The sequence below is a fragment of the Flavobacterium odoriferum genome (assembly GCF_025499515.1).
GTDB lineage: Bacteria > Bacteroidota > Bacteroidia > Flavobacteriales > Flavobacteriaceae > Flavobacterium > Flavobacterium odoriferum.
The window spans coordinates 16,619-37,128 of record NZ_JAMKFA010000008.1; the positions used below are offsets into that span (position 1 = coordinate 16,619).

General features: G+C 30.1%; 13 protein-coding genes. 5 read left to right on the forward strand and 8 right to left on the reverse strand.

Annotation, left to right across the window (positions count from 1 at the left end; genetic code table 11):
- From M9Q43_RS07320 to M9Q43_RS07350, 7 genes are all read right to left on the reverse strand, one after another.
- Entirely contained in the window at window positions 1-276 is a 276-nt protein-coding gene (locus M9Q43_RS07320; protein ID WP_262318292.1) for a helix-turn-helix domain-containing protein, read from the reverse strand.
- A 3-nt stretch (window positions 277-279) separates the two neighbouring features.
- A complete protein-coding gene (locus M9Q43_RS07325; protein WP_158981134.1) occupies window positions 280-567 on the reverse strand; it encodes a helix-turn-helix domain-containing protein in 288 nt (95 codons plus the stop codon).
- Between the two features lie 104 nt (window positions 568-671).
- Window positions 672-2,030: a hypothetical protein gene (locus tag M9Q43_RS07330; protein ID WP_026726785.1), complete on the reverse strand. Its 1,359-nt coding sequence runs from the start codon at window positions 2,028-2,030 to the stop codon at window positions 672-674.
- A 36-nt stretch (window positions 2,031-2,066) separates the two neighbouring features.
- Window positions 2,067-3,320, reverse strand: a complete 1,254-nt coding sequence (locus M9Q43_RS07335) for a site-specific integrase (RefSeq protein WP_262318293.1) — start codon at window positions 3,318-3,320, stop codon at window positions 2,067-2,069.
- A 264-nt stretch (window positions 3,321-3,584) separates the two neighbouring features.
- Window positions 3,585-4,499 (reverse strand): GYDIA family GHMP kinase, encoded by a 915-nt coding sequence (locus M9Q43_RS07340; protein ID WP_262318294.1) that lies wholly within the window; start codon window positions 4,497-4,499, stop codon window positions 3,585-3,587.
- Window positions 4,499-5,815, reverse strand: coding sequence for a hydroxymethylglutaryl-CoA reductase, degradative (locus tag M9Q43_RS07345; protein ID WP_262318295.1), 1,317 nt, complete (start codon window positions 5,813-5,815; stop codon window positions 4,499-4,501). Before M9Q43_RS07345 ends, M9Q43_RS07340 begins: the two co-directional genes overlap by 1 nt.
- A gap of 41 nt (window positions 5,816-5,856) precedes the next feature.
- Entirely contained in the window at window positions 5,857-9,615 is a 3,759-nt protein-coding gene (locus M9Q43_RS07350) for a PAS domain S-box protein (protein WP_262318296.1), read from the reverse strand.
- Between the two features lie 715 nt (window positions 9,616-10,330).
- On the opposite strand from M9Q43_RS07350, the gene M9Q43_RS07355 reads away from it, so the two are divergent.
- The 5 genes from M9Q43_RS07355 (at window position 10,331) to M9Q43_RS07375 (ending at window position 17,992) form a co-directional block, all read left to right on the forward strand.
- Complete coding sequence (locus M9Q43_RS07355) at window positions 10,331-12,502, forward strand: S9 family peptidase (RefSeq protein WP_262318297.1); 2,172 nt, start codon at window positions 10,331-10,333, stop codon at window positions 12,500-12,502.
- A 27-nt stretch (window positions 12,503-12,529) separates the two neighbouring features.
- The gene (locus M9Q43_RS07360) at window positions 12,530-14,248 is read left to right on the forward strand and encodes a peptide MFS transporter (protein WP_262318298.1); all 1,719 of its coding nucleotides are present in this window, start codon (window positions 12,530-12,532) and stop codon (window positions 14,246-14,248) included.
- Between the two features lie 78 nt (window positions 14,249-14,326).
- Window positions 14,327-15,985 (forward strand): peptide MFS transporter, encoded by a 1,659-nt coding sequence (locus M9Q43_RS07365; RefSeq protein ID WP_262318299.1) that lies wholly within the window; start codon window positions 14,327-14,329, stop codon window positions 15,983-15,985.
- A gap of 2 nt (window positions 15,986-15,987) precedes the next feature.
- Window positions 15,988-17,472 (forward strand): peptide MFS transporter, encoded by a 1,485-nt coding sequence (locus tag M9Q43_RS07370; RefSeq protein WP_262318300.1) that lies wholly within the window; start codon window positions 15,988-15,990, stop codon window positions 17,470-17,472.
- A gap of 52 nt (window positions 17,473-17,524) precedes the next feature.
- Window positions 17,525-17,992 (forward strand): thioredoxin family protein, encoded by a 468-nt coding sequence (locus M9Q43_RS07375; protein ID WP_262318301.1) that lies wholly within the window; start codon window positions 17,525-17,527, stop codon window positions 17,990-17,992.
- Between the two features lie 3 nt (window positions 17,993-17,995).
- On the opposite strand, the gene M9Q43_RS07380 is transcribed toward M9Q43_RS07375, so the two are convergent.
- Window positions 17,996-20,008 (reverse strand): ComEC/Rec2 family competence protein, encoded by a 2,013-nt coding sequence (locus M9Q43_RS07380; RefSeq protein WP_262318302.1) that lies wholly within the window; start codon window positions 20,006-20,008, stop codon window positions 17,996-17,998.
- Between the last annotated feature and the right edge of the window lie 502 nt (window positions 20,009-20,510).

Genomic DNA, 20,510 nt, shown 5'->3' on the forward strand with positions numbered 1-20,510 from the left:
TTACTTAGAATTATAGTTATCATTTAGTAATCTTTGGATATCTGAAAGTCTGTAATAGATTTTATTACCTACTTGTGAAAACTCGATAATTTTTTTGTTTCTCCATTCCTGTGCTGTTCTTTTACTGATGTTCATTAGTTTCATAAATTCACCGTTATCAAAAAACACATCTTCGGGATCTAATTTGCCACCCAATTTCATTTGTGCAACTAATAAGGCAACACTGTCGTCTAACCGTTTTAATACTTTTTCGGCATCGTCATAAAAATTATTCATAGCTTACTTTTTTAATAGGGTTAAACATTCCATTATTTCAGACTTTTTGTAGTAACGTCTTGCACCTATGCCATAGGCTTTGACTTTACCATTGTTTGTCCATGCCCATAAAGTGCTGCTATCAATTTTTAGAAATTGGCAGGTTTCTTCTCTGGTCATTAATTCTTCTGAATTGTCTTTTGTTTGAATTTCCTTTTGAAGTTCAATAATTCCGTTTCTTACGGATGTACCTATTAGCTGTTGAAGCTGCTCAACAGTTAGGGTTTGAAGTAAAATTGCATTGTTTTGCATATCGAATATTTTTTAAAATTATTCGACAAACATTCAAAGTGGGAAAAGTGGGAAAAAGTGAACACTTAAAAGTGTTTACGGTGTAATAGGTGTATAGTTGAAAATCAGACTTTTGTGGTGAAATATTTATATAAATTACAGTAAAAAAAGTCGTCTTTATTTAATTCTACATCCTTAAAAAGTAGAACATTCTCTTTAAGAAAAGCTAAATATTCATAAGTCAAACCTTCATTTGTTATTGTAGTATAGATTTCTTTTAAAGCCCAACCAACTTTCTTTTTATTAATTCTACCTAGATTAATTTTATTTACTTTAAATGAAACTCTGTCATTTTGGAAATATTTATTAAGCATATCAACTAGTAAACCGTACTGAGTTGTATTTACATTAGACAGTACATCTTCCAATTTTTCTAGAATTATATCATTTATAAAACTATCATTCAAATTTATAGTTGTTGTAAGTGATTCGGTTTTTTCAATAATGTTTACTTCTTCTTTTTTAAAATTATTATTACCTAAAAGTTTTTCTTCTAAAAAGCTCATCTTTTTATTGTTAGAATAACAATATTGCTCAAAACTTATCATTGAAACAACATAGCTAGCTTTTTTATAAACTTCTACATCAGACTTTGAAAATTCGTAAACATCACCTGTTCCATTCTCAAAATCATACATTAAATTCTGAAGGAAAGTTTTTTCACTTTGTATAAAATCTGTTTCGGAAGTATCATCGTAATTTTCAAGAAATAGATTTAATCTTTTTAAATAATTGTTTTTATAATTTTCGAAAGAGCATCCGAAAAAAAAGATATTGTCTTTATTTAATTGCTTTGTCAATTTTATAAATTCATTCTTTATTTCTGTTTTTTTGGTTTCTTCCCAATGTGTAAATTCTTCATCAGCTTCAAAAAACAAAAAATCTTCATCACCTGAAAGGTGTGAAGTTCTTGATTGATACTCTTCTACAAAGTCATTTTTAATTTTAACATAATCATTACCTTCAAAAAATAATGGATCATTAATAAGGTTAGGATAAAATTTGTTCAATGGTTCACTAGGTATAACTTCAATATTTTTAATACTGTTGATTTTCTTACCCAAATTATTTTGTTTATCTCTTAAGAAGCTTATTATTTTTTCAAAAGTCGCCTTATATTTTAAACTTAACTCAATATCCCAGCCGTCATTTTCATCTTTAAATGTTACTAAACTATCATATATTTTTGGTATTAGCACCTCACAATGACCACCATTGACAGAATAGATATACTTGCCATCGTAATATGACTTTATTAGATTAGCATTACTGTAGCAAAGATTATAGAAATCAATTTCTAATTCAATAAATTGTTTTTCTTCAAAGTCTTCATGCTTAGATAAATATTCTTGTAATAAAATATTATAGTCCTCTTTATACTCTTTAAGTGTAAAGGAAATTTTTCTGTTAATATCTGGAACCATATAAAAAAATAAAGCGTGAATTTATAAAAAATAAATTTAAAAGTAATTTGTTAACTCCATTGCAATATCCTTGTTACTCTTACCGATGTAAGTTAAAAACATTTGCTCTGTACTGTGACCGGTTACGTAAATTAAATATGTAGTTGGAATAGTCCCATAAAAATTAGTTGCAAATGAACGGCGACCAATATGTGAAGATACTAATTTCCATTTCTCGTAATTGCCTGATTCTTTTCTATAGATTTTACTTTCTGGAGTGATTTCAACTTTTAAGCTGCCAGGTACAATATCATTTATTTTTGCTATTCGACATACTTCTTTTATGTATAGGTTGTATTTTTGGTCAACAATAGGTTCAGGAAATTTGCCATTTCTTTTCTTTAAAATCTCTAAGACTTTTGGATGAAGCGGAACAGTCATTAATTTACCTGTTTTAACCTGTTTAAATTCTAATAAATGTTTACCTTTTTCAATACGAATATTTTTTTCTGTTAATCTCATAAAGTCAGAAATTCTCTGACCAATGTAACAACTAATGATTAACCAATCTTTTGCATCTTCGTAATGAATATTGTATGATTTTACTTTTGCTTTTTCAACTTTTTCCAAGTCTTCAAAAGTTAAATAAATATTATCAACAGCTACTTGTTTGCTCTTTATGTTACTCAATTGATTACTTGTTTCTAAACCATTTGATTTAGCATGGTTGCATATTGTTTTTATAAACTTGAAAGCTATGCCAATTGTATTAGGAGCATAGTTGTTTTCTAAACAATAGTTTTCAAAACTAACTTTGAAATCTGCATTTATATCTGTTATTGATAGTCTTTTTTTTGTGTGGTCGATATAACGTAAAATAAGCTGTTTTATGACGTTTACTTTTTTAATGGTATTCTTAGTTATGTCATTCTTTTTAAGCTCTAAATACTTGTCTAAATAAGCGATAAAGTCGGTAGGAAGTTGTTCTGGTTCGGCTGATGGATTGTAAAAATTGTGAATTTGGTTTTCTAACCATTTTTTATCAACGAAATTAATATCTGTATTATCAAAAGCTTTTAAAATAAATTCTTCGATTTTACCTATTTTTTCATTTACTTCATTACGCTGAGCAATTGCTTCGCTATCTTTTAGTCTTTTATTGCTGTGTTGTTTCGACCAGTATTCTTTAGTTACCTTTATTTTAGTTGAAGCACCAAAAACAAAATCTTTGTTGTTGTGTCTAAAAAGTAATCTCAAAGTTAATGGGGCTTCTTCTTTTGTGGAGCGGAATAAAAAGTTAATTGTTGCCATCGTTTTTTATATTTTTAATTATACTCAAATATACAAAATTTGTACGATAGTTGTACGGTAAAGTCAAAATATATTCAAACATATTCAAAGCTATACAATATCAAATAACCTCGTAAAGCCTTGTGTTTGTTGGGTTTTGTAAATAAATTGCAAAAAAATAAGGTGTTTTAAAAAACAGGGATTTTGGTAATATTGGTACTGGAGGTACCACAAAACCCGAATAGCAATATTCGGGTTTTTTGTTTTTAATAGGTTTTAAAAAAGTTACAGAACCATTTCTTCATACGATAAAACAGTAGCATAGCCTTTTTCTATAAAATAGTTTTTCGGATTTTCTTTAGAAAGTACCATTACAAAATCGCCACCCCAAGCACCTAAACTTTTAACAACACCTTTAAAATCGGAAAATAAATTTTCTTGAACCGTTTTTGTTTCTAATACATCGCTCATGATAATTTCGTGTTGTTCCATTAATTTCGCAAATTCTTTTCCTTCTTTGCAATCAATGGCTTCATAAGTAATGGTGTTTATTTTTGAAATTACTTTGTTGGTTTTATGTCGTTGTGTTAAATAGTTTGAAATTGCCGATTTACTACTTTGTTTCTGATTCAGATAAACAAAATGTATGTTTTCTTTAAATTTCGGATTAAAATGGACTGTTTTAAAATGCGGAATTTCATTCTCTAATTGATAAATAATTGGTAAATTGGTTTGTGCACACGCCACATCATAACCGCTTCCGCCAAAACTTTTACTCAATAATTCAAAAGCATCAATTTGTAACCATTGTCCAATGTTGTTTATTAAAGTTGATGAAGTTCCTAAACCCCAAATTCGAGGAAACGTTAAATGCGTTTCGATTTCGTAACCTTCTTCGTTTAAAAAATGGGGATTTTGGATGAATGCTTGGTGCAAAATTTCGATAAGTGTGTTTTTTACCGAATGATTATTTTCTGAAAGATATTTGTTTTTGATGTCTGAGAAAGTAATGCTGTCTTGAAACCAAATACTTTCATCTGAATCAAAACTAATCCAATTGATTTGTTGATTATTCCCTTTTTTTACGATGAGATTTTGTCCGAAACGTGTAGGAACTGCTAATGCTTTTGCACCGTCGAGCACAACATATTCGCCTGTGAGTAATAGTTTTCCGTTGCTGTAAAAAGTTTGATTTTGCATTAACGTCTTATTTTTTCTAAATAGTCGATTACTAAACTGTGTGAAACGGTGGTGTCTTTGAAATATTCTAAGACTTTTTGTTTTTCTTCTTTTGTAGCTTGATATTGATTTAAAATATTCATCAAGTGCATTTTCATGTGACCTTGCTGAATTCCGGTTGTGGTTAGCGAACGTAAAGCTGCGAAATTTTGTGCCAATCCAGCTGCAGCCACAATTTGCATTAATTCTTCGGCTGATGGTTTTTGTAATAATTCCATCGAGAATTTTACTAATGGATGTAACGACGTTAAGCCTCCAACGGTTCCAAGTGCTAAAGGAACATCTAACCAAAAAGTGAAAATTCCGTTTTCGATTTTAACGTGTGATAAACTTGAATATTGTCCAGATTTGCTTGCATAAGCGTGAATTCCGGCTTCAACGGCTCTGAAATCGTTACCTGTGGCTAATACTACAGCATCGATGCCGTTCATGATGCCTTTGTTGTGTGTAACTGCTCGGTAGGGTTCAATTTCTGCAATTTTTACTGCGGTTGCAAACTTTTGAGCAAATTCGTTTGAATCGATGTTTTTATCTTCTGAAAGTTGTTCAATTGGACAAGAAACTTCGGCTCTAACTACGCAATTTGGGACATAATTACTCAAAATACTCATAATGATTTGTACGTTTTTTTCTTCAGGAGAAAATCCGTCATAGTCATTGGCTTTTGTTTCTAATGTTTTTGCAAATTGTTCTAAACACGTATTGATGAAATTCGCACCCATGCTGTCTTTTGTGTTGAAAGTAGCATGAAGCTGAAAATAATTTGGAATTTCCGAAGTTTTATCTCGTAATTGAATATCTAAAATTCCGCCGCCACGCTTTTGCATGTTTTTGGTAATTTCGTTTGTGTCAAAGAAAAATTGTGATTTTATTTGGTTGAAAAAAGCAGTTAATTTTTCAGAATCTCCATTGAAAAGAAAGTGAACTTGTCCTATCTTTTCAGTATTAATGATGGTTGTTTTAAAACCACCGCGTTCGCCCCAAAACTTTGCTGCTTTTGAAGCGGCTGCAACTACTGAACTTTCTTCGATAGCCATTGGAATAGTGTAGCTTTTTCCGTTGATGATGAAATTTGGAGCTACGGCATAAGGCAAATAGAAATTGGTAAGCGTGTTTTCGATGAATTCGTCGTGAAGTTTTTGTAAATTTTCGTCGGAATTCCAATATTTTGTTAAGCTTTCTTTTGCTTCCAATGGATTGATAAAATAATTATTTGTAATCCAGTTGATTTTTTCCTCTTTAGAAAGTTTAGAAAATCCTTTTACGTTTTGAGTCATAGCAATTAATGTTCAAATGAATCGCAAAGATACTAATTGGATTAATTGTGAATGTCGTTTACCCATTTTATTATAGTTTCTTCAAAAATATTTTTTTCAATTGGTTTAATAATAAAATCGTTCATTCCTATATCGATGCATTTTTCTTTTTCTCCGGTTATAACTCCTGCTGTGAGCGCTATAATTATGGTTTTTGGTAGTATTTTTCTAATTTCAATAGTTGCTTCATAGCCATTCATAATCGGCATTTGAATATCCATAAAAATTACTTGAGGAAGTTCTGTTTTTGCAATTTCAACGGCTTCCAGCCCATTTGTGGCTTCAAAAATTCGGCAATTTGGTAATTGGTTTTGAACTAATGTTTTAGTGAGTAACATATTGATTTTATTATCGTCTACGACTAAAACTTTTACATGATCTACATGTTTGTTTTTTTTCGATTCTGTTTTTTCAGTCTGTTTTTTTGATTCACTTTTCTTGTTGAAAATGTTTTGAAGAACACTGTGTTTAATAGGTTTTATTATGTTTTGTACATTTTTAAAGTAGTTAATGTCTGAAAAGTCTGAAGTAGAGCTTTGCATTACAAGGACAGAAATATTTTTATGCTCTTTTAGCTGTTTTATTGTTTTTAAAACTACAGGTTTTGTTAAGTATTCTAAATCTAACAATAATAAATCGAAATTATTTTCTTGTGCTTCTTTTTCAAAATCAATCTCTTCAGGTTGAATAATTTGTGATTCTATTTTGAATGATTCTAACATTTTTTGAATAATCGAACCAACTAGAGAGTTGTCTTCAATGATATAGGCTTTTTTGAAGGTATTTGATTTAAGTGTTAAATGATTTTCGCAAGGTTCGGTTTTTAAGATTAATTCAAAACTAAAAATGGAACCGCTGTTAGGCTGACTTTCGATGGTTAGTTTGCTGTTCATTAATTTTAATAAACTGTTTGTGATAGTCAATCCAAGTCCAGTACCGCCAAAGTTTCTTGTGGTTGAATTGTCTTCTTGCGTAAATGCTTCTAATATTTTTTGTTTGTTTTCTTCTTTGATTCCAATTCCGGTGTCTTTGATGGCAAATTTCATCAAAGATTTACTATCATTTAATAGTTTAGAAGTAACCTCAATTTCGATTTGACCTTCATGTGTAAATTTTATGGCATTACTCAATAAATTTTGCAGAATTTGTTTTAGTCGAATTTCATCGGTCCAAATGGCACATTGTACATCGTCATGGATATTTACAATTAATTCTAAATTTTTTTGGTGAGCCATAAATTTCATCATATCAACTGAATTATTAATAATATTATGAAGACTTATTTTTTCTTCCTCAATTACTAATTTTCCAGCTTCAATTTTTGAAATGTCCAAAATATCGTTTACAACATCTAATAATGTTTCAGCCGATTGGTTTACTGTTGCTAAATATTGTTTTTGAATTTCGGTTAAATCTGAGTTGAGCAATAATTTACTGAAACCAATAATTCCATTTAAAGGTGTTCTGATTTCGTGACTCATATTTGCCAAAAATTCTGATTTTGCTTTGTTAGATGATTCTGCAAATTCTTTAGCAATAACAGCTGCTTCTGCAATTTTTCTTTCGGTAATATCGATTAAAACACCTTCAATGTATGTTATTTTTCCATTGATAACTACGCCTTCCCCATATTCTTCAATCCATACAAATGAACCATCTTTTTTTATTAGTCTACAAGTTATTTGATATGGTTTTTTGTTTTGTAATGCATCATCAATAATTTCTCTAATACGATCTTTATCGTCCGGATGATATAAATCGAGTAGCGAAACTTTATTAAACATAAACTCATCTCTATGATAACCTGTTAGTTTTTCAATTTCATGATTGAGGTAAACCTTGGTTCTTGCTTCGTTGTATTTTACTAAAAACACCGATGCAGGAATATTATTTGCTAATAGTCTAAATTTTTCTTCACTTTCTGCAATAGCTTTTTCATTGTTTATTCTAATAATAGTTGCCGAAATATTATTGGCAAGTGTTTGTAAAATACTAATTTCTTCTTCAGACCAAACGCGTTCATTTTTGCAATCATCAAATCCGATAAAACCTAAAAAAGTGTCTTTGTCAAAAAGTGGAATTACAAGAATAGAAACGATATTTTGAGCAATTAGAAGTTCTTTAAAATCACCATCTTGAATATCTTTGATTAAACTAATGTATGGCTTCTTACTTAAGATTAGTTGCATAAAATCGGCAAAATCTTCATGTGGAATGTTTTGCAATGTAGGATTATCAATTTCTGCTAGGTCAGTTTCTGAAACCCATTCAAATCGTTGACTGACTAAATTTGTTTTACTATCGTTTTCAAAATAGTACAATCGATCTACTTTTAATACTTTTCCAATTTGCTCAATTGAAGTATCAAAAATTTGGTTTTTATCTTTATGAACTAATAAATTACTAGTTACGTTTGCAATTGCTGTTAAAATTTCATTTTTATAGACTATTTGACTTTCGGCTCTTCGTCTTTTTGTAGTTTCAATTGTTAGTGCAATAATATCGCCAATTGTTTTTGCAAAATTGATGTCTTCAGTTGACCAATATTTAATTTCATTCGTTGCTTCTAAACAAAGAATTGCTTTAAGTTTTCCCGAAATGTAAATAGGAATGTCTAAAAGTGATTTGATGTTGTATTTTGGAAAATATTCGTGTGCGAAATCAATAAGATCATTGTTTTGATAAACATCTGAAGCAATAACAAGCGGGTCTTTTGCAATGGCTTGAAAGTAATTTTTAAAATCGTTTTTATTTAAAGTTAAATCTGCATAATGTTTGTCTTCGTGCTGAACATAAATATTTTCTAATGTAATTTTTTCTTCTGTGTTTTCCCATATACTAACACGATCAATGTTTAGTCCAATAGCAGTTTCTTTACAAATATGCTCAAATAATGATTGTAAATTATCAAAATGATGAAAATTTAAAGTTGATAATCGATTGGAAACTGCATTGAGCCTTGAAATTTCAATTCTTCTTTTTTGCTCTTCAATTTCAATTGATTTTGAAAGTGTAATATCTCTCATAATACATGAATAGCCAGTAATTTGGTCATTTTCATCTTTCTTTATAGATACTTTTTGTGAAACCCAAATTTCATCTCCGTTTTTTCTAATGATTGGAAACTCGAATAAATCATATTCGTTGGTTTCAGTTGCGTTATTTATATAAAAATTTAGAACCGATTTTTTGTAATCTTTTCTTGTAAAAAAAATATAGTTTTGACCAATAATTTCATCTATAGAATAGCCTAATGTTTTGATAGCAAATTTATTAGCATAAGTTATTTTTCCAGACCGATCACATTCATAAATGATATCTTTTGCATTTTGAATTAGATTTGCGTATTTTCTTTCTAAATTTATTTTCGAAGTTACATCTTGTCCAGTTGCTACAAATAAGTTATTGGTGTGTTTAAAATCGGTCCACTGAATGTATTTGAATTCACCATTTTTACATTTTAATTTTCTAAAATATACTGCATTTGGAACAAATTTACGATTGTAATCGGTTTCTGTAAAATCTTTATCTTGGGTTAATTCCCAAAAGGCTTTTCCTAATACTTCTTCGGTGGAATAACCTAGAATTTTTGTAATTGAATCGTTACAATATTTTACATTTCCTAAATTATCAGTGGCAATAATTATTGAGTTGGTATTGTTGATTATATCCTGAGTAAATAGAAGATTCTTGTGGTTTTGCGTGTAACGAATAAATTGCGAAAGATGAATTAATAGTGTAATAAAAACAGTATTTATCAAAACAATAATACTATTTTCATTTATTTTATAAGAAAGAAGTATAAATAATAGTGTGAAATTTATTCCGATAAAAAATAAGTAATATTTGAATTTTTTTATGAAAAATGTCGAAAAAAACAGAATTAAAATGTATTTCGAAAACAGAATAAAATGAATTGGAATAGTAAATAGATTGTAAATTATTAACAACCAAAACACAGCAAAACTAAAAATTAAAAGACCATTTGTATATTTTAGTGTTTTTTGAAAACTTGTAAAAAAGTACAAAAACAGACAGTATAAAGCTACAAAATTCCCGGAATAGTGCTTTAAAACAATACCTAAATTGAAATAAGTATAGATAAAATCTGAAATAAAAAAAAGTAATGCCAGGTAAAGAAAATATTTCCTGTTTTCTTCTACGGATTGTAAAGAGATTTTCTTATTAAACAAGCTTAACTCATAGTTTGATATTTTAAGTTGCTTATACAATAAAAAGGCAAAAACAAAGATTGAAGCTAAAATTATTAATAGCAAAATAAAATCAGAAAATTCTGGATTTATAAACAAATAAAAATTTTGCGAGGGGTAAAATTGCTTCATAAAGAATTTCAAATTTCTATTATAAATGTAATTAAATATTTTTTATAAATCAAAAGCTTGATTAAATGAAGTTAAAATTATGGTTATTTGATAAATTTTCACTAAAATTGGGGTCTTTAAAAGCGAATATTTTATGAAAAAAATCAGTTTACTATTATTATTTGTTCTAGCAAGCTCATTATCAGTTGTAGCGCAACAGAAAATTACATTAGAAGAAATATGGGGTGGAGCCTTCCGTACAAAAGGAATGGACGAATTAAATGCAATGAAGAACACCAATCAATACACGGTGTTAAATTTTGATAGAGCAAGTAAAAGCTTCCAAATCGATTTGTATGATTTTGCAACTTTAGAAAAAGTAAGTACTTTATTTGACACGAAAAATCACGCAGAAGTAACTTCAATTGATAGTTATTCATTTGATTCAAACGAGAAAAAAATCTTGATTGCAACCAATTCAAATCCTATTTTTCGTCATTCATTTACAGCAGATTATTTTGTGTATGATATTGCCTCAAAAAAAGTAAGCAAATTCACAAGCAATCAAGTTCAAGAGCCTACTTTTTCTGCAGATGGAACTAAAATTGGATATGCTTTTGAAAACAACTTATATGTTTATGATTTAATTTCAGGCGCTTCAATTCAAATTACGCAAGACGGAAAAAAAAATCATATCATTAATGGTATTACTGATTGGGTGTATGAAGAAGAATTTGCTTTTGTAAAAGCGTACGATTGGAATGCTTCTGGAAACAAAATTGCGTACATCAAATTTGATGAAACCGAAGTGCCAGAATTTTCGATGGATATGTACAACGAAGGATTATATCCAACACAAACGGTTTTTAAATACCCAAAAGCGGGTGAAAAAAATGCAATAGTTTCGTTACATATTTTCGATTTAAAATCGGGAACTACTAAGAAAATTAACTTAGGAGATTACAAAGATTTTTATATTCCAAGAATCAAATGGACTAGCGATCCAAATACGTTAAGTGTTCAAGTTATGAATCGCCACCAAAATAATTTAGATTTACATTTTGTAGACGGAACTACAGGTACAACTAAAATTATTTTAAACGAAAAAGATAATGCTTATGTTGATGTCACTGATAACTTAACTTTCTTGAAAGACAATAGTTTCATTTGGACATCAGAAAAAGACGGATATAATCATATTTACCACTATGATAAATCAGGTAAATTGAAAAAACAAATCACTTCTGGAAAATGGGAAGTAACAAACTATTACGGTTTTGATGAAAAATCGGGAATGATTTATTATCAATCGGTAGAAAATGGTTCAATTAATAGAGACGTTTACGCTATCAAAATTGATGGAAAATCTAAAATGAGATTGTCATCAAAAACAGGAACAAATTCGGCAACTTTTAGCCCGAATTTCCAATTCTTCATCAATACCTATTCAAGTGCAACTTCAGCACCAATGTACACTCTAAATAATTCGAAGACAGGAGCAGTTGTAAAAACAATTGTTTCTAATGAAGCGGTTGAACAAAAACTTGCTAAATACGATGTAACTCCAAAAGAGTTTTTCGTATTAACTACTGAAAAAGGTCACCAATTAAACGCTTGGATGATTAAACCAAAAAATTTCGACCCAAATAAGAAATACCCTGTTTTCATGTATCAATATTCTGGTCCAGGATCGCAACAAGTAGATAACGCTTGGAACAGTACAGATGATTATTGGTTCATGATGTTAGCACAACAAGGTTACATAGTAGCTTGTGTTGACGGAAGAGGAACAGGTTTCAAAGGAGCTGCTTTCAAAAAATGCACGCAAAAAGAATTAGGGAAATTTGAAGTAGAAGATCAAATTGATGCTGCTAAAGTAATTGGAAAATACAACTACGTTGACGCTTCAAGAATCGGAATTTTTGGTTGGAGTTATGGCGGATTCATGTCGTCAAACTGTTTGTTTCAAGGTGCTGATGTGTTTAAAATGGCAATCGCTGTGGCTCCAGTTACTTCTTGGAGATATTACGATAGTATTTACACTGAGCGTTACATGCAAACTCCTCAAGAAAATGCAAGTGGTTATGATAACAACTCACCAATCAATCACGTAAGTAAATTAAAAGGAAACTTCTTGTTAATTCACGGAACAGCTGACGATAATGTACATGTTCAAAACACCATGAAAATGGTTGAAGCATTAGTTCAAGCCAACAAACAATTCGATTGGGCTATTTATCCTGATAAAAACCACGGAATTTACGGTGGAAAAACACGCTTACAATTGTACACCAAAATGACCAATTACATCAAAGAAAAATTATAATAAACCAATAAACTAAAACTAATTTATATGAGTGAAGTAGCAGCTAAACAAAGCCATCCAAAAGGACTGTGGGTTTTATTTGGAACCGAAATGTGGGAGCGTTTCAATTTCTACGGAATGCGAGCAATCTTAACATTGTTCATGGTAAATTCATTATTAATTAAAGAAGCAGATGCAGCCATTATTTATGGTGGATTTTTAGCATTATGTTATTTAACTCCGCTTTTAGGAGGATTTATTTCTGATAAATATATTGGAAATAGATATAGTATTATGTTGGGTGGAACATTAATGGCAATTGGTCAATTTTTGTTATTTATCAGTGCTTCTACTTTTGATTCGAGTTTAGGTAGCGCAAAATTATTCATGTGGATTGCCTTATTTATTATCATTTTTGGAAATGGATTTTTTAAACCAAACATTTCATCAATGGTGGGAAGTTTGTATCCAAAACAAGAAAAAAATAAATTAGATTCAGCTTTTACTATTTTCTACATGGGAATCAACATCGGAGCTTTCTTAGGTCAATTTATTTGTCCTTGGGTAGGTGATGTTAAAGATGCAGAAACAGGAGTTAGAGATATTTTTGCTTTCAAATGGGGATTCTTAGCGGCTTCTATTGCGATGATAATTGGTACAATTACTTTCTTCGTATTAAAAAATAAATATGTTGTTACTCCAGAGGGAAGACCTATTGGTGGTTTACCAAAGAACAATGTAAATGATGATTTTGAAGAAGGTGAAACGCAAACAGCAAAATTCACAGGTAAAGCTATTGGAATTGCATTCGGATTGTTTGTTGGATTGTTTTTTGTATTTAGATATTTATTAGTTGGCGAATTTAGTTTCTCTTCTGTAGGAATGGGTCAGTTAATCAAAGGAATTATTTATCCATTTATTTATTCTGCAGGTATTTCTTTGGCTTACTTAATTATGAGTTCTGCCGAAAATAAAGTGGAAAGACAAAGAATTTGGGTAATTTATATTGTTTCGTTCTTTATTATTTTCTTCTGGGCTGCATTTGAGCAAGCGGGTTCTTCGTTAACTTTTATCGCAGATAATCAAACTGACAGAGATATCTTTGGATGGAACATGCCGCCATCAATGGTGCAAATTTTTAACGGTATTTTCGTAGTAATGTTAGCATTACCTTTCAGTTTGCTTTGGGATAAGTTAAGAGCAAAAGGGAAAGAACCAGTATCGCCATTAAAACAAGCAATGGGATTAGCTTTAATTGCAATAAGTTATTTTATCATCGCACACAATGTTAAAGATTTAGGTAACTCAGGTTTATTAGCTATTAAATGGTTAATGTTGTTGTATTTAATTCAAACAATGGGAGAACTTTGTTTATCTCCAATCGGATTGTCATTGGTTGGTAAATTAGCTCCAAAACGTTTTGCTTCATTATTATATGGTGTATTCTTTATCTCAAATGCTGCTGGTTATGCTTTGGCGGGTTCGTTAGGAGCAATTATTCCTGCAACAGGTGATAAATTTCAAAAAGCTGAAGTTATAGGAGTAAATCTTCAAGATGTTTTAGATAAAAAAGTCACTTTAACTCCAGAGCAAGTTGCATTATTCGAAAAAGAACAATTGCCAGTTGAGTATACTTCTTTTGCAGGATTTGAAATTCATAACCTTTACGAATTCTTCATGGTATTCGTTGTTTTATGTGGAATTGCAGCTATTATTTTAGCGGTTTTATCTCCAAGATTGAAAAAAATGATGAATGGGATGACCTAATTGTATTTAAAAATATTTTTTATATCTTTAAAACCTACAAGAAACCCTTGTAGGTTTGTTTTTTTAATACAATAAATTATGTGGAAAAGTCATCCTAAAGCATTGCCTTACTTGTTTTTATCTGAAATGTGGGAGCGTTTCGGTTACTATTTAATGATTGGTATTTTTACCTTATATCTTAAAGATGTTGAAGCCGGATTCGCTATGACCGAGAAAGAAGCATCCGATTTATACGGAACTTTTATCGCTTTGGTCTTCCTAACTCCTTTTATTGGTGGATTAGTTGCCGATAGATATTGGGGCTACAAAAAATCTATCGTAATTGGTGGTATTATGATGGGAGCGGGTTATTTCATGATGGGAATTCATGATATTACAATGCTTTACATAGCCATGACATTAGTTATTGTGGGTAACGGTTTTTTCAAACCAAATATCTCAACTCTTTTAGGTAATTTCTATACCGAAGATAAATTCAAAGACAAAAAAGACGAAGGTTACAACATTTTCTACATGGGAATTAACGTTGGAGCTTTCATTTGTAACTTCTTCGGAGCCGCTTTACAAATTTTATTAGGTTGGCAATATGCCTTCATGGCGGCTGGAGTTGGAATGTTCATTGGTGTAATTGTTTTCTTATTGGGAACTAAACACTACGGAAACCAAACGGAGAAAAAAGGAGTACAACCTGGCGACATGCCTTTCTGGAAAATTGTGATGTTTATTTTAGTTCCATCAGCAGTTTTTGGAGTAATTGGTTGGTTATTAAAAGGAGTAACTTCTGAAGCAAATCCGAATGGTTATATTTTTGGTTCGGATAGTACCGATGCCTTTATTTTTGCCTGTATTCCAGTAATTTTCTTCTACGGAAGTTTGTATTTCAAAGCTAAAGTGGAAGACAAAAGACCAATCGGAGCTTTGTTAACCATTTTCGCAGTGGTAATTTTATTTTGGGGAGTTTTCAAGTTGAATGGTTCTGCATTAAACACTTGGGCAGACCGTTATACCGATAGAGAAATCACAGGAACGACTCAAACCGTTTTCAATGGATTGAAATTAGCCAAAGAAGTAGAATACAAAAAAGATACAGTTGAATTATACGATGCCAGTTTCCGTATTCAAAAAGTAGATGGAGAAGTTCAAAAAACAGTTGATTATCCCGTTTATTTTAGAAACGTAGCGAAAGATAAATTACCAGAAGAAGGAGCAACAGTTTCGCTTTGGGCAACCAATTTAAGTCAGTCGATTAATCCAGGTTGGGTAATTATTTTGACTCCGTTAGTCGTAGCTTTTTTCACATTCTTAAGAAGCAGAAAGAAAGAACCTTCAACACCAACCAAAATCGCATTCGGATTATTAATTTCGGCTTTATCTGTTTTAGTAATGATTGCTGCTGTAAATATGGGAGCAAATGGTTCTGAAAAAGTAAGTGTTTGGTGGTTAGTGGCTAATTACGGAGTTATCACCATCGGAGAGTTATTCTTAAGTCCGATGGGATTATCAGTAGTTTCAAAATTAAGTCCAACCAATATCACTTCATTAATGATGGGTGGTTGGTTTTTATCAACTTCAATCGGAAATAAATTAAGTGGTGTATTAGCAAGTCTTTGGGATACTTATGATAACAAGCAAGACTTCTTTTGGATTAACTTCGGATTATTAATGTTTGCAACTTTGTTAATGTTCATTTTGTTGAAACAATTAAATAAAGTAATGCAAGAAAAAGGAATTCACTAAGCATGGAAAAACAAATAACAATTGAAGAAATTCAAAATTTTGAAGGAAAGTATCCAAAACAACTTTGGTATTTATTTACTGTAGAAATGTGGGAGCGCTTCTGTTTTTATGGAATGCGAGGAGTGCTAACTTTTTTTATGGTGGATCAACTTTTATTAAAGGATGACGCTGCCAATTTGCAATATGGTGCCATTCAGGCATTTGTGTATGCTTTTACATTTATAGGTGGAATATTTGCTGATAAAATTCTAGGTTTTAAAAAATCATTATTCTTTGGAGGAATTGTCATGATTCTTGGAAATTTACTGATTGCATTTGCTCCTCAACAGATGTTTTATTATGGAATTGCTTTTTCAATTATAGGAACAGGTTTTTTCAAGCCTAATATTTCTTCAATGGTTGGGGAATTATACCATGAAAAAGATCCAAGAAGGGATGCAGGATACGGAATGTTCTATGCAGGAATTAACATTGGTGGTTTGCTTGGTGGTGCACTTTGTATTTATTTAGGTAAATATCATTCATGGACGTTATGCTTTTTAGCAGCAGCAATTGTAATGGTAGCAGGTTTAATAACTTTTCTATTAACAAAGAAACACCTTGGGCCAATAGGAGATTCACCATTATTAGCAATGCCAGAATCGAAAAGAAAAATTAGAGAAATTGCTGTTTATGTAGGGTCTCTTTTAAGTATTCCATTTATTTATACTATGGTAATTAATACCGATTACACCGATTATTTCATGTATACAATTGGAATTGTGGCAATTGGTTATTTTGTGTTTGAGTTACTAAAATTAGGAGAAATAAGTTTGCAAAAAAAATTAATTGCTGCATTTTCATTTATCTTTTTTTATTTCTTATTCAATGCAATTTATGAGCAAAGTGGAGGTTCTTTATCGCTTTTTGCAAAAGATAATTTAAATTCTAATTTGTTAGGTTTTACTATTGATCCTAATGTTGTTAATAATAGTTCAAACACATTTTTTGTTATTGTTTTAAGCCCACTAATAGGATTATTATGGTTGTGGTTGGCAAAGAAAAAAATAGAACCTAATACGTTAATTAAATTTGGAATTGGATTTTTATTTCTTTCAGCATCGTTTTATTTGTTTTATTATACCAAATTTTTTGCAAATGTTGACGGAATAACTTCTTTAAATCTTTTTACGTTTGCCTATTTAGTAACAACAATTGGAGAACTTTGTTTGGGACCAATAGGTATGTCAATTATCACAAAATTATCACCTAAAAAATTGTTCGGAATGATGATGGGATTATGGTTTTTGGCAAGCGCATTTGGGCAATTAGCTGCTGGAAAATTAGGTGCCGCAATATCACAATCTAATGGAGGAACAACTTTAATGTCTAAATTACAATCTTATACAGATGGTTATTATACGTTAGCTATTTATGCTTTGGTTGCTGGAGTATTTTTGATTGCTATTTCGCCAATCATTAAAAAATTAATGCAAGAAGTTAAGTAATGGCTATTTTTGGCATCTAATTTGCTTAATTTTGTTTTATAAAATTTAAAATATGAAGAAGATTTTAGTAATAGCGTTTTTAACTTTGACTAGTATGTCAATGCAAGCGCAAGAAGAATTAACTTGGCATACTGATATGTCCAAAGCAACTGATATTTCAATCAAAGAAAACAAACCAATGTTTTTGTTTTTTACAGGTTCTGATTGGTGTGGATGGTGTATTCGTTTGCAAAAAGAAGTTTTCAAAACACCAGAATTTATCAAATGGGCAAAAGATAATGTGGTTTTAGTAGAATTAGATTTCCCAAGAAAAAACAATCAAACAGATGCTGTAAAAGCTCAAAATGCACAATTACAACAACAGTTACAAGTAAGAGGTTATCCAACTGTTTGGTTTGTAAGTGCTACAAAAACGGCTGAAGCTAAGATAAGTTTGAACGCTTTAGGAAGTACAGGGTATGTAGCGGGAGGACCACAAGCTTGGCTTAGCGGAGCTAATCAGATTATTCAGAAAAAATAAGAATTATTTCAATTTATAGAATCCCTTTTCAGCAATTGCATGAAAAGGGATTTTTTCTTTTCTACAAGTTGCTTGCCATATTGTATTGTTGTTTTTGTAATTGGTTTTATCCGAGATAACAAGTTTAGGTTTAATTTCTGTAATTAATCGGCTTAGATTAATCTTTGGATTTTGAGTTAATACAATAATTTCTGGTCGGATAGATGTTTTGTAAATACCAACACTATCAATAACTAAAATTCTTTTATCGTTAAACGAAAGCACATTTCGCATTGGAAGAATTAGTAATGAATCAGAAAATGTGCCTCTTTTATAATGATTTAATGCTTCTAAATTTATTTCAGGATTATCTGTAAATGCAATTATGCTGTTATTTTGTTTGATGGTAATAGCACTAGATTTAGAATTTAAAACAATAAGTTCATAAGCATTGTTTTCTGTAAATTTAATGCCAAAATAGCTCATCTGAAATAGAAATACACTCAGTAAAACGCACTTAAAATTTTTTGATTTGAAATGATATAACCAATAAATAAAGCTAATAATTACAACATATAATATAATTGTTAGCCAAACAGAAAACGATATATTTGAAATAATTCCGTTTTTAAATTGAGCAATCCAATGAATGTATTTATTCATGAAATCAATAATTAAAGCCAATATTTTTCCTAAAAAAACTGCAAAATCAGGAATAACAAAATTGAAGAAGAGTATGATAATTCCGCCAATTAAAACTGCTGTTGAAATTGGAATAATAACTAAATTTGCCAATAAAAAAAGTAGTGGTAATTGATTGAAGTAATACAAACTCAAAGGCAAAACCCCAATTTGAGCGGCTAAAGAAACCAAAACGGTATCGGTAAAGTAAACCGCAATTTTATTATCAGAAAAATAAAACTTCTTGTAAAATGGTTGAAACAATACAATAGACAAAACAGCAGCATAACTCAACTGAAAACCAATATCGAAAATAGCATTAGGTTTCACTAATAAAATAAGAAATGCAGAAATGGCTAAAGCATTATAAATCGCTTTCGGCTGATTGAAATAATTTCCAATGCTAATAAAACTAAACAGAGTCACTGCTCTTGTAACAGAAGCTGGTAAACCTGTTAGCAAAGCAAACAACCATAAAATTCCCAAGACGATTAATAATTGAATTTCAGCTCCAAAACGAACTCTTTTTAGTGGTTTTAACAAGAATACGATAAAGAAGTAGATGATGGAAATATGCAATCCCGAAATTGCTAAAATGTGAATCACGCCAGCATTAGAATAATCGGCAATCGTTTCTTTGTCTAATTCCAATCGTTGCCCTAAAATTAAAGCGTCAATAATGGCTTTGGTTTTGGGTTCAAAATGATGAATATCGAAACTTTGGCTAAGATTATTTCTTAAATTTTCAATGTAAAAATCAACGGTTTTGTGGGTTTGAATGATTTTGATTTGATTTTCACGGGTGTAAATTTGATGAAAAACATTTTGCTTTTCTAAATATTTCGAATAATCAAATTGATACGGATTGAAAGCTTTTGGAATTGGATAAACTGCATTATTTAACCAAATTTCATCACCTGAATGTAAGGTTTCATTGTTTGTTTTTGGAACATAAAGCAATATTTTTCCAGAAGCTATTGAATCATTAAAATGTGAAAGTGTAATGAAATATTTATTGTACTTGGTATTCGGTTTTAAAGTGCTGGTAACAATTGCTCGAATACTATTCGTTTCTTCAAATGTTTTTTTGGAATAATGATTTTTCAAATTAACATCGGAATGAATATAAAAACTCATCATACCTAAAGTAAAGGCGAGTAGGTAAGTGTTAATTCCAAAAAGAGAATTTTGAAGCAAAGCTTTTTTACTTTTCCAAAACAGAAAACAAAAAATCCCCAAACACGAAAACAATGAAATAATAAGTGTTGCAAAACTCCATTGCAAATAGTATTCTACAATAATGCCTATTGCAAAACTAATGGTAATGGAGAGTAAAGGAAACTTAAATACTTTCAATTTTTCTTGTTTCGATACTAAAAAAAAACGGTTAACTTAATAAGTTTACATTATCATAAAGATAATACTTTTATTGTAAGATAATACTTCTTTTTGGTGTTTTTTGTAAAACGATTTAAGTTATAATTTTCAGTATGTCTTAACTCCTATCATTTGAATTAAGCAAAATAGAATTATCATGATTCCAGATAGTAATAATATTTTGGTAAATTTTTTATCTACTAAATTTCCACTTCTACCTTCGAAAAAACTTTTATGTCTAAACATTGTTCCTCTTCCTGTCTGATAAGGAATGAATTCCCTATTATATTTTTTCCAAAAAACAAATCTAATTATGTGATATAAAATAAAAGTAGATATCGGAATGAAACCAAACCAATTGTTTTTTATTAAAAATATTGAAGATATGAATAGCCAAATGAGAGAAAAAGTAAATATTTCTAAATCTCAGACCGAAAGGACTTGAAACTGTTTGAAACCCTATAAACCATGAAATAAAAAA

Excerpts from the sequence above, each read along its gene's own strand:
- M9Q43_RS07320 (WP_262318292.1), bottom strand. The coding sequence starts at position 276 with ATGAATAATTTTTATGACGATGCCGAAAAAGTATTAAAACGGTTAGAC.
- M9Q43_RS07325 (WP_158981134.1), bottom strand. The coding sequence starts at position 567 with ATGCAAAACAATGCAATTTTACTTCAAACCCTAACTGTTGAGCAGCTT.
- M9Q43_RS07330 (WP_026726785.1), bottom strand. The coding sequence starts at position 2,030 with ATGGTTCCAGATATTAACAGAAAAATTTCCTTTACACTTAAAGAGTAT.
- M9Q43_RS07335 (WP_262318293.1), bottom strand. The coding sequence starts at position 3,320 with ATGGCAACAATTAACTTTTTATTCCGCTCCACAAAAGAAGAAGCCCCA.
- M9Q43_RS07340 (WP_262318294.1), bottom strand. The coding sequence starts at position 4,499 with ATGCAAAATCAAACTTTTTACAGCAACGGAAAACTATTACTCACAGGC.
- M9Q43_RS07345 (WP_262318295.1), bottom strand. The coding sequence starts at position 5,815 with ATGACTCAAAACGTAAAAGGATTTTCTAAACTTTCTAAAGAGGAAAAA.
- M9Q43_RS07355 (WP_262318297.1), top strand. The coding sequence starts at position 10,331 with ATGAAAAAAATCAGTTTACTATTATTATTTGTTCTAGCAAGCTCATTA.
- M9Q43_RS07360 (WP_262318298.1), top strand. The coding sequence starts at position 12,530 with ATGAGTGAAGTAGCAGCTAAACAAAGCCATCCAAAAGGACTGTGGGTT.
- M9Q43_RS07365 (WP_262318299.1), top strand. The coding sequence starts at position 14,327 with ATGTGGAAAAGTCATCCTAAAGCATTGCCTTACTTGTTTTTATCTGAA.
- M9Q43_RS07370 (WP_262318300.1), top strand. The coding sequence starts at position 15,988 with ATGGAAAAACAAATAACAATTGAAGAAATTCAAAATTTTGAAGGAAAG.
- M9Q43_RS07375 (WP_262318301.1), top strand. The coding sequence starts at position 17,525 with ATGAAGAAGATTTTAGTAATAGCGTTTTTAACTTTGACTAGTATGTCA.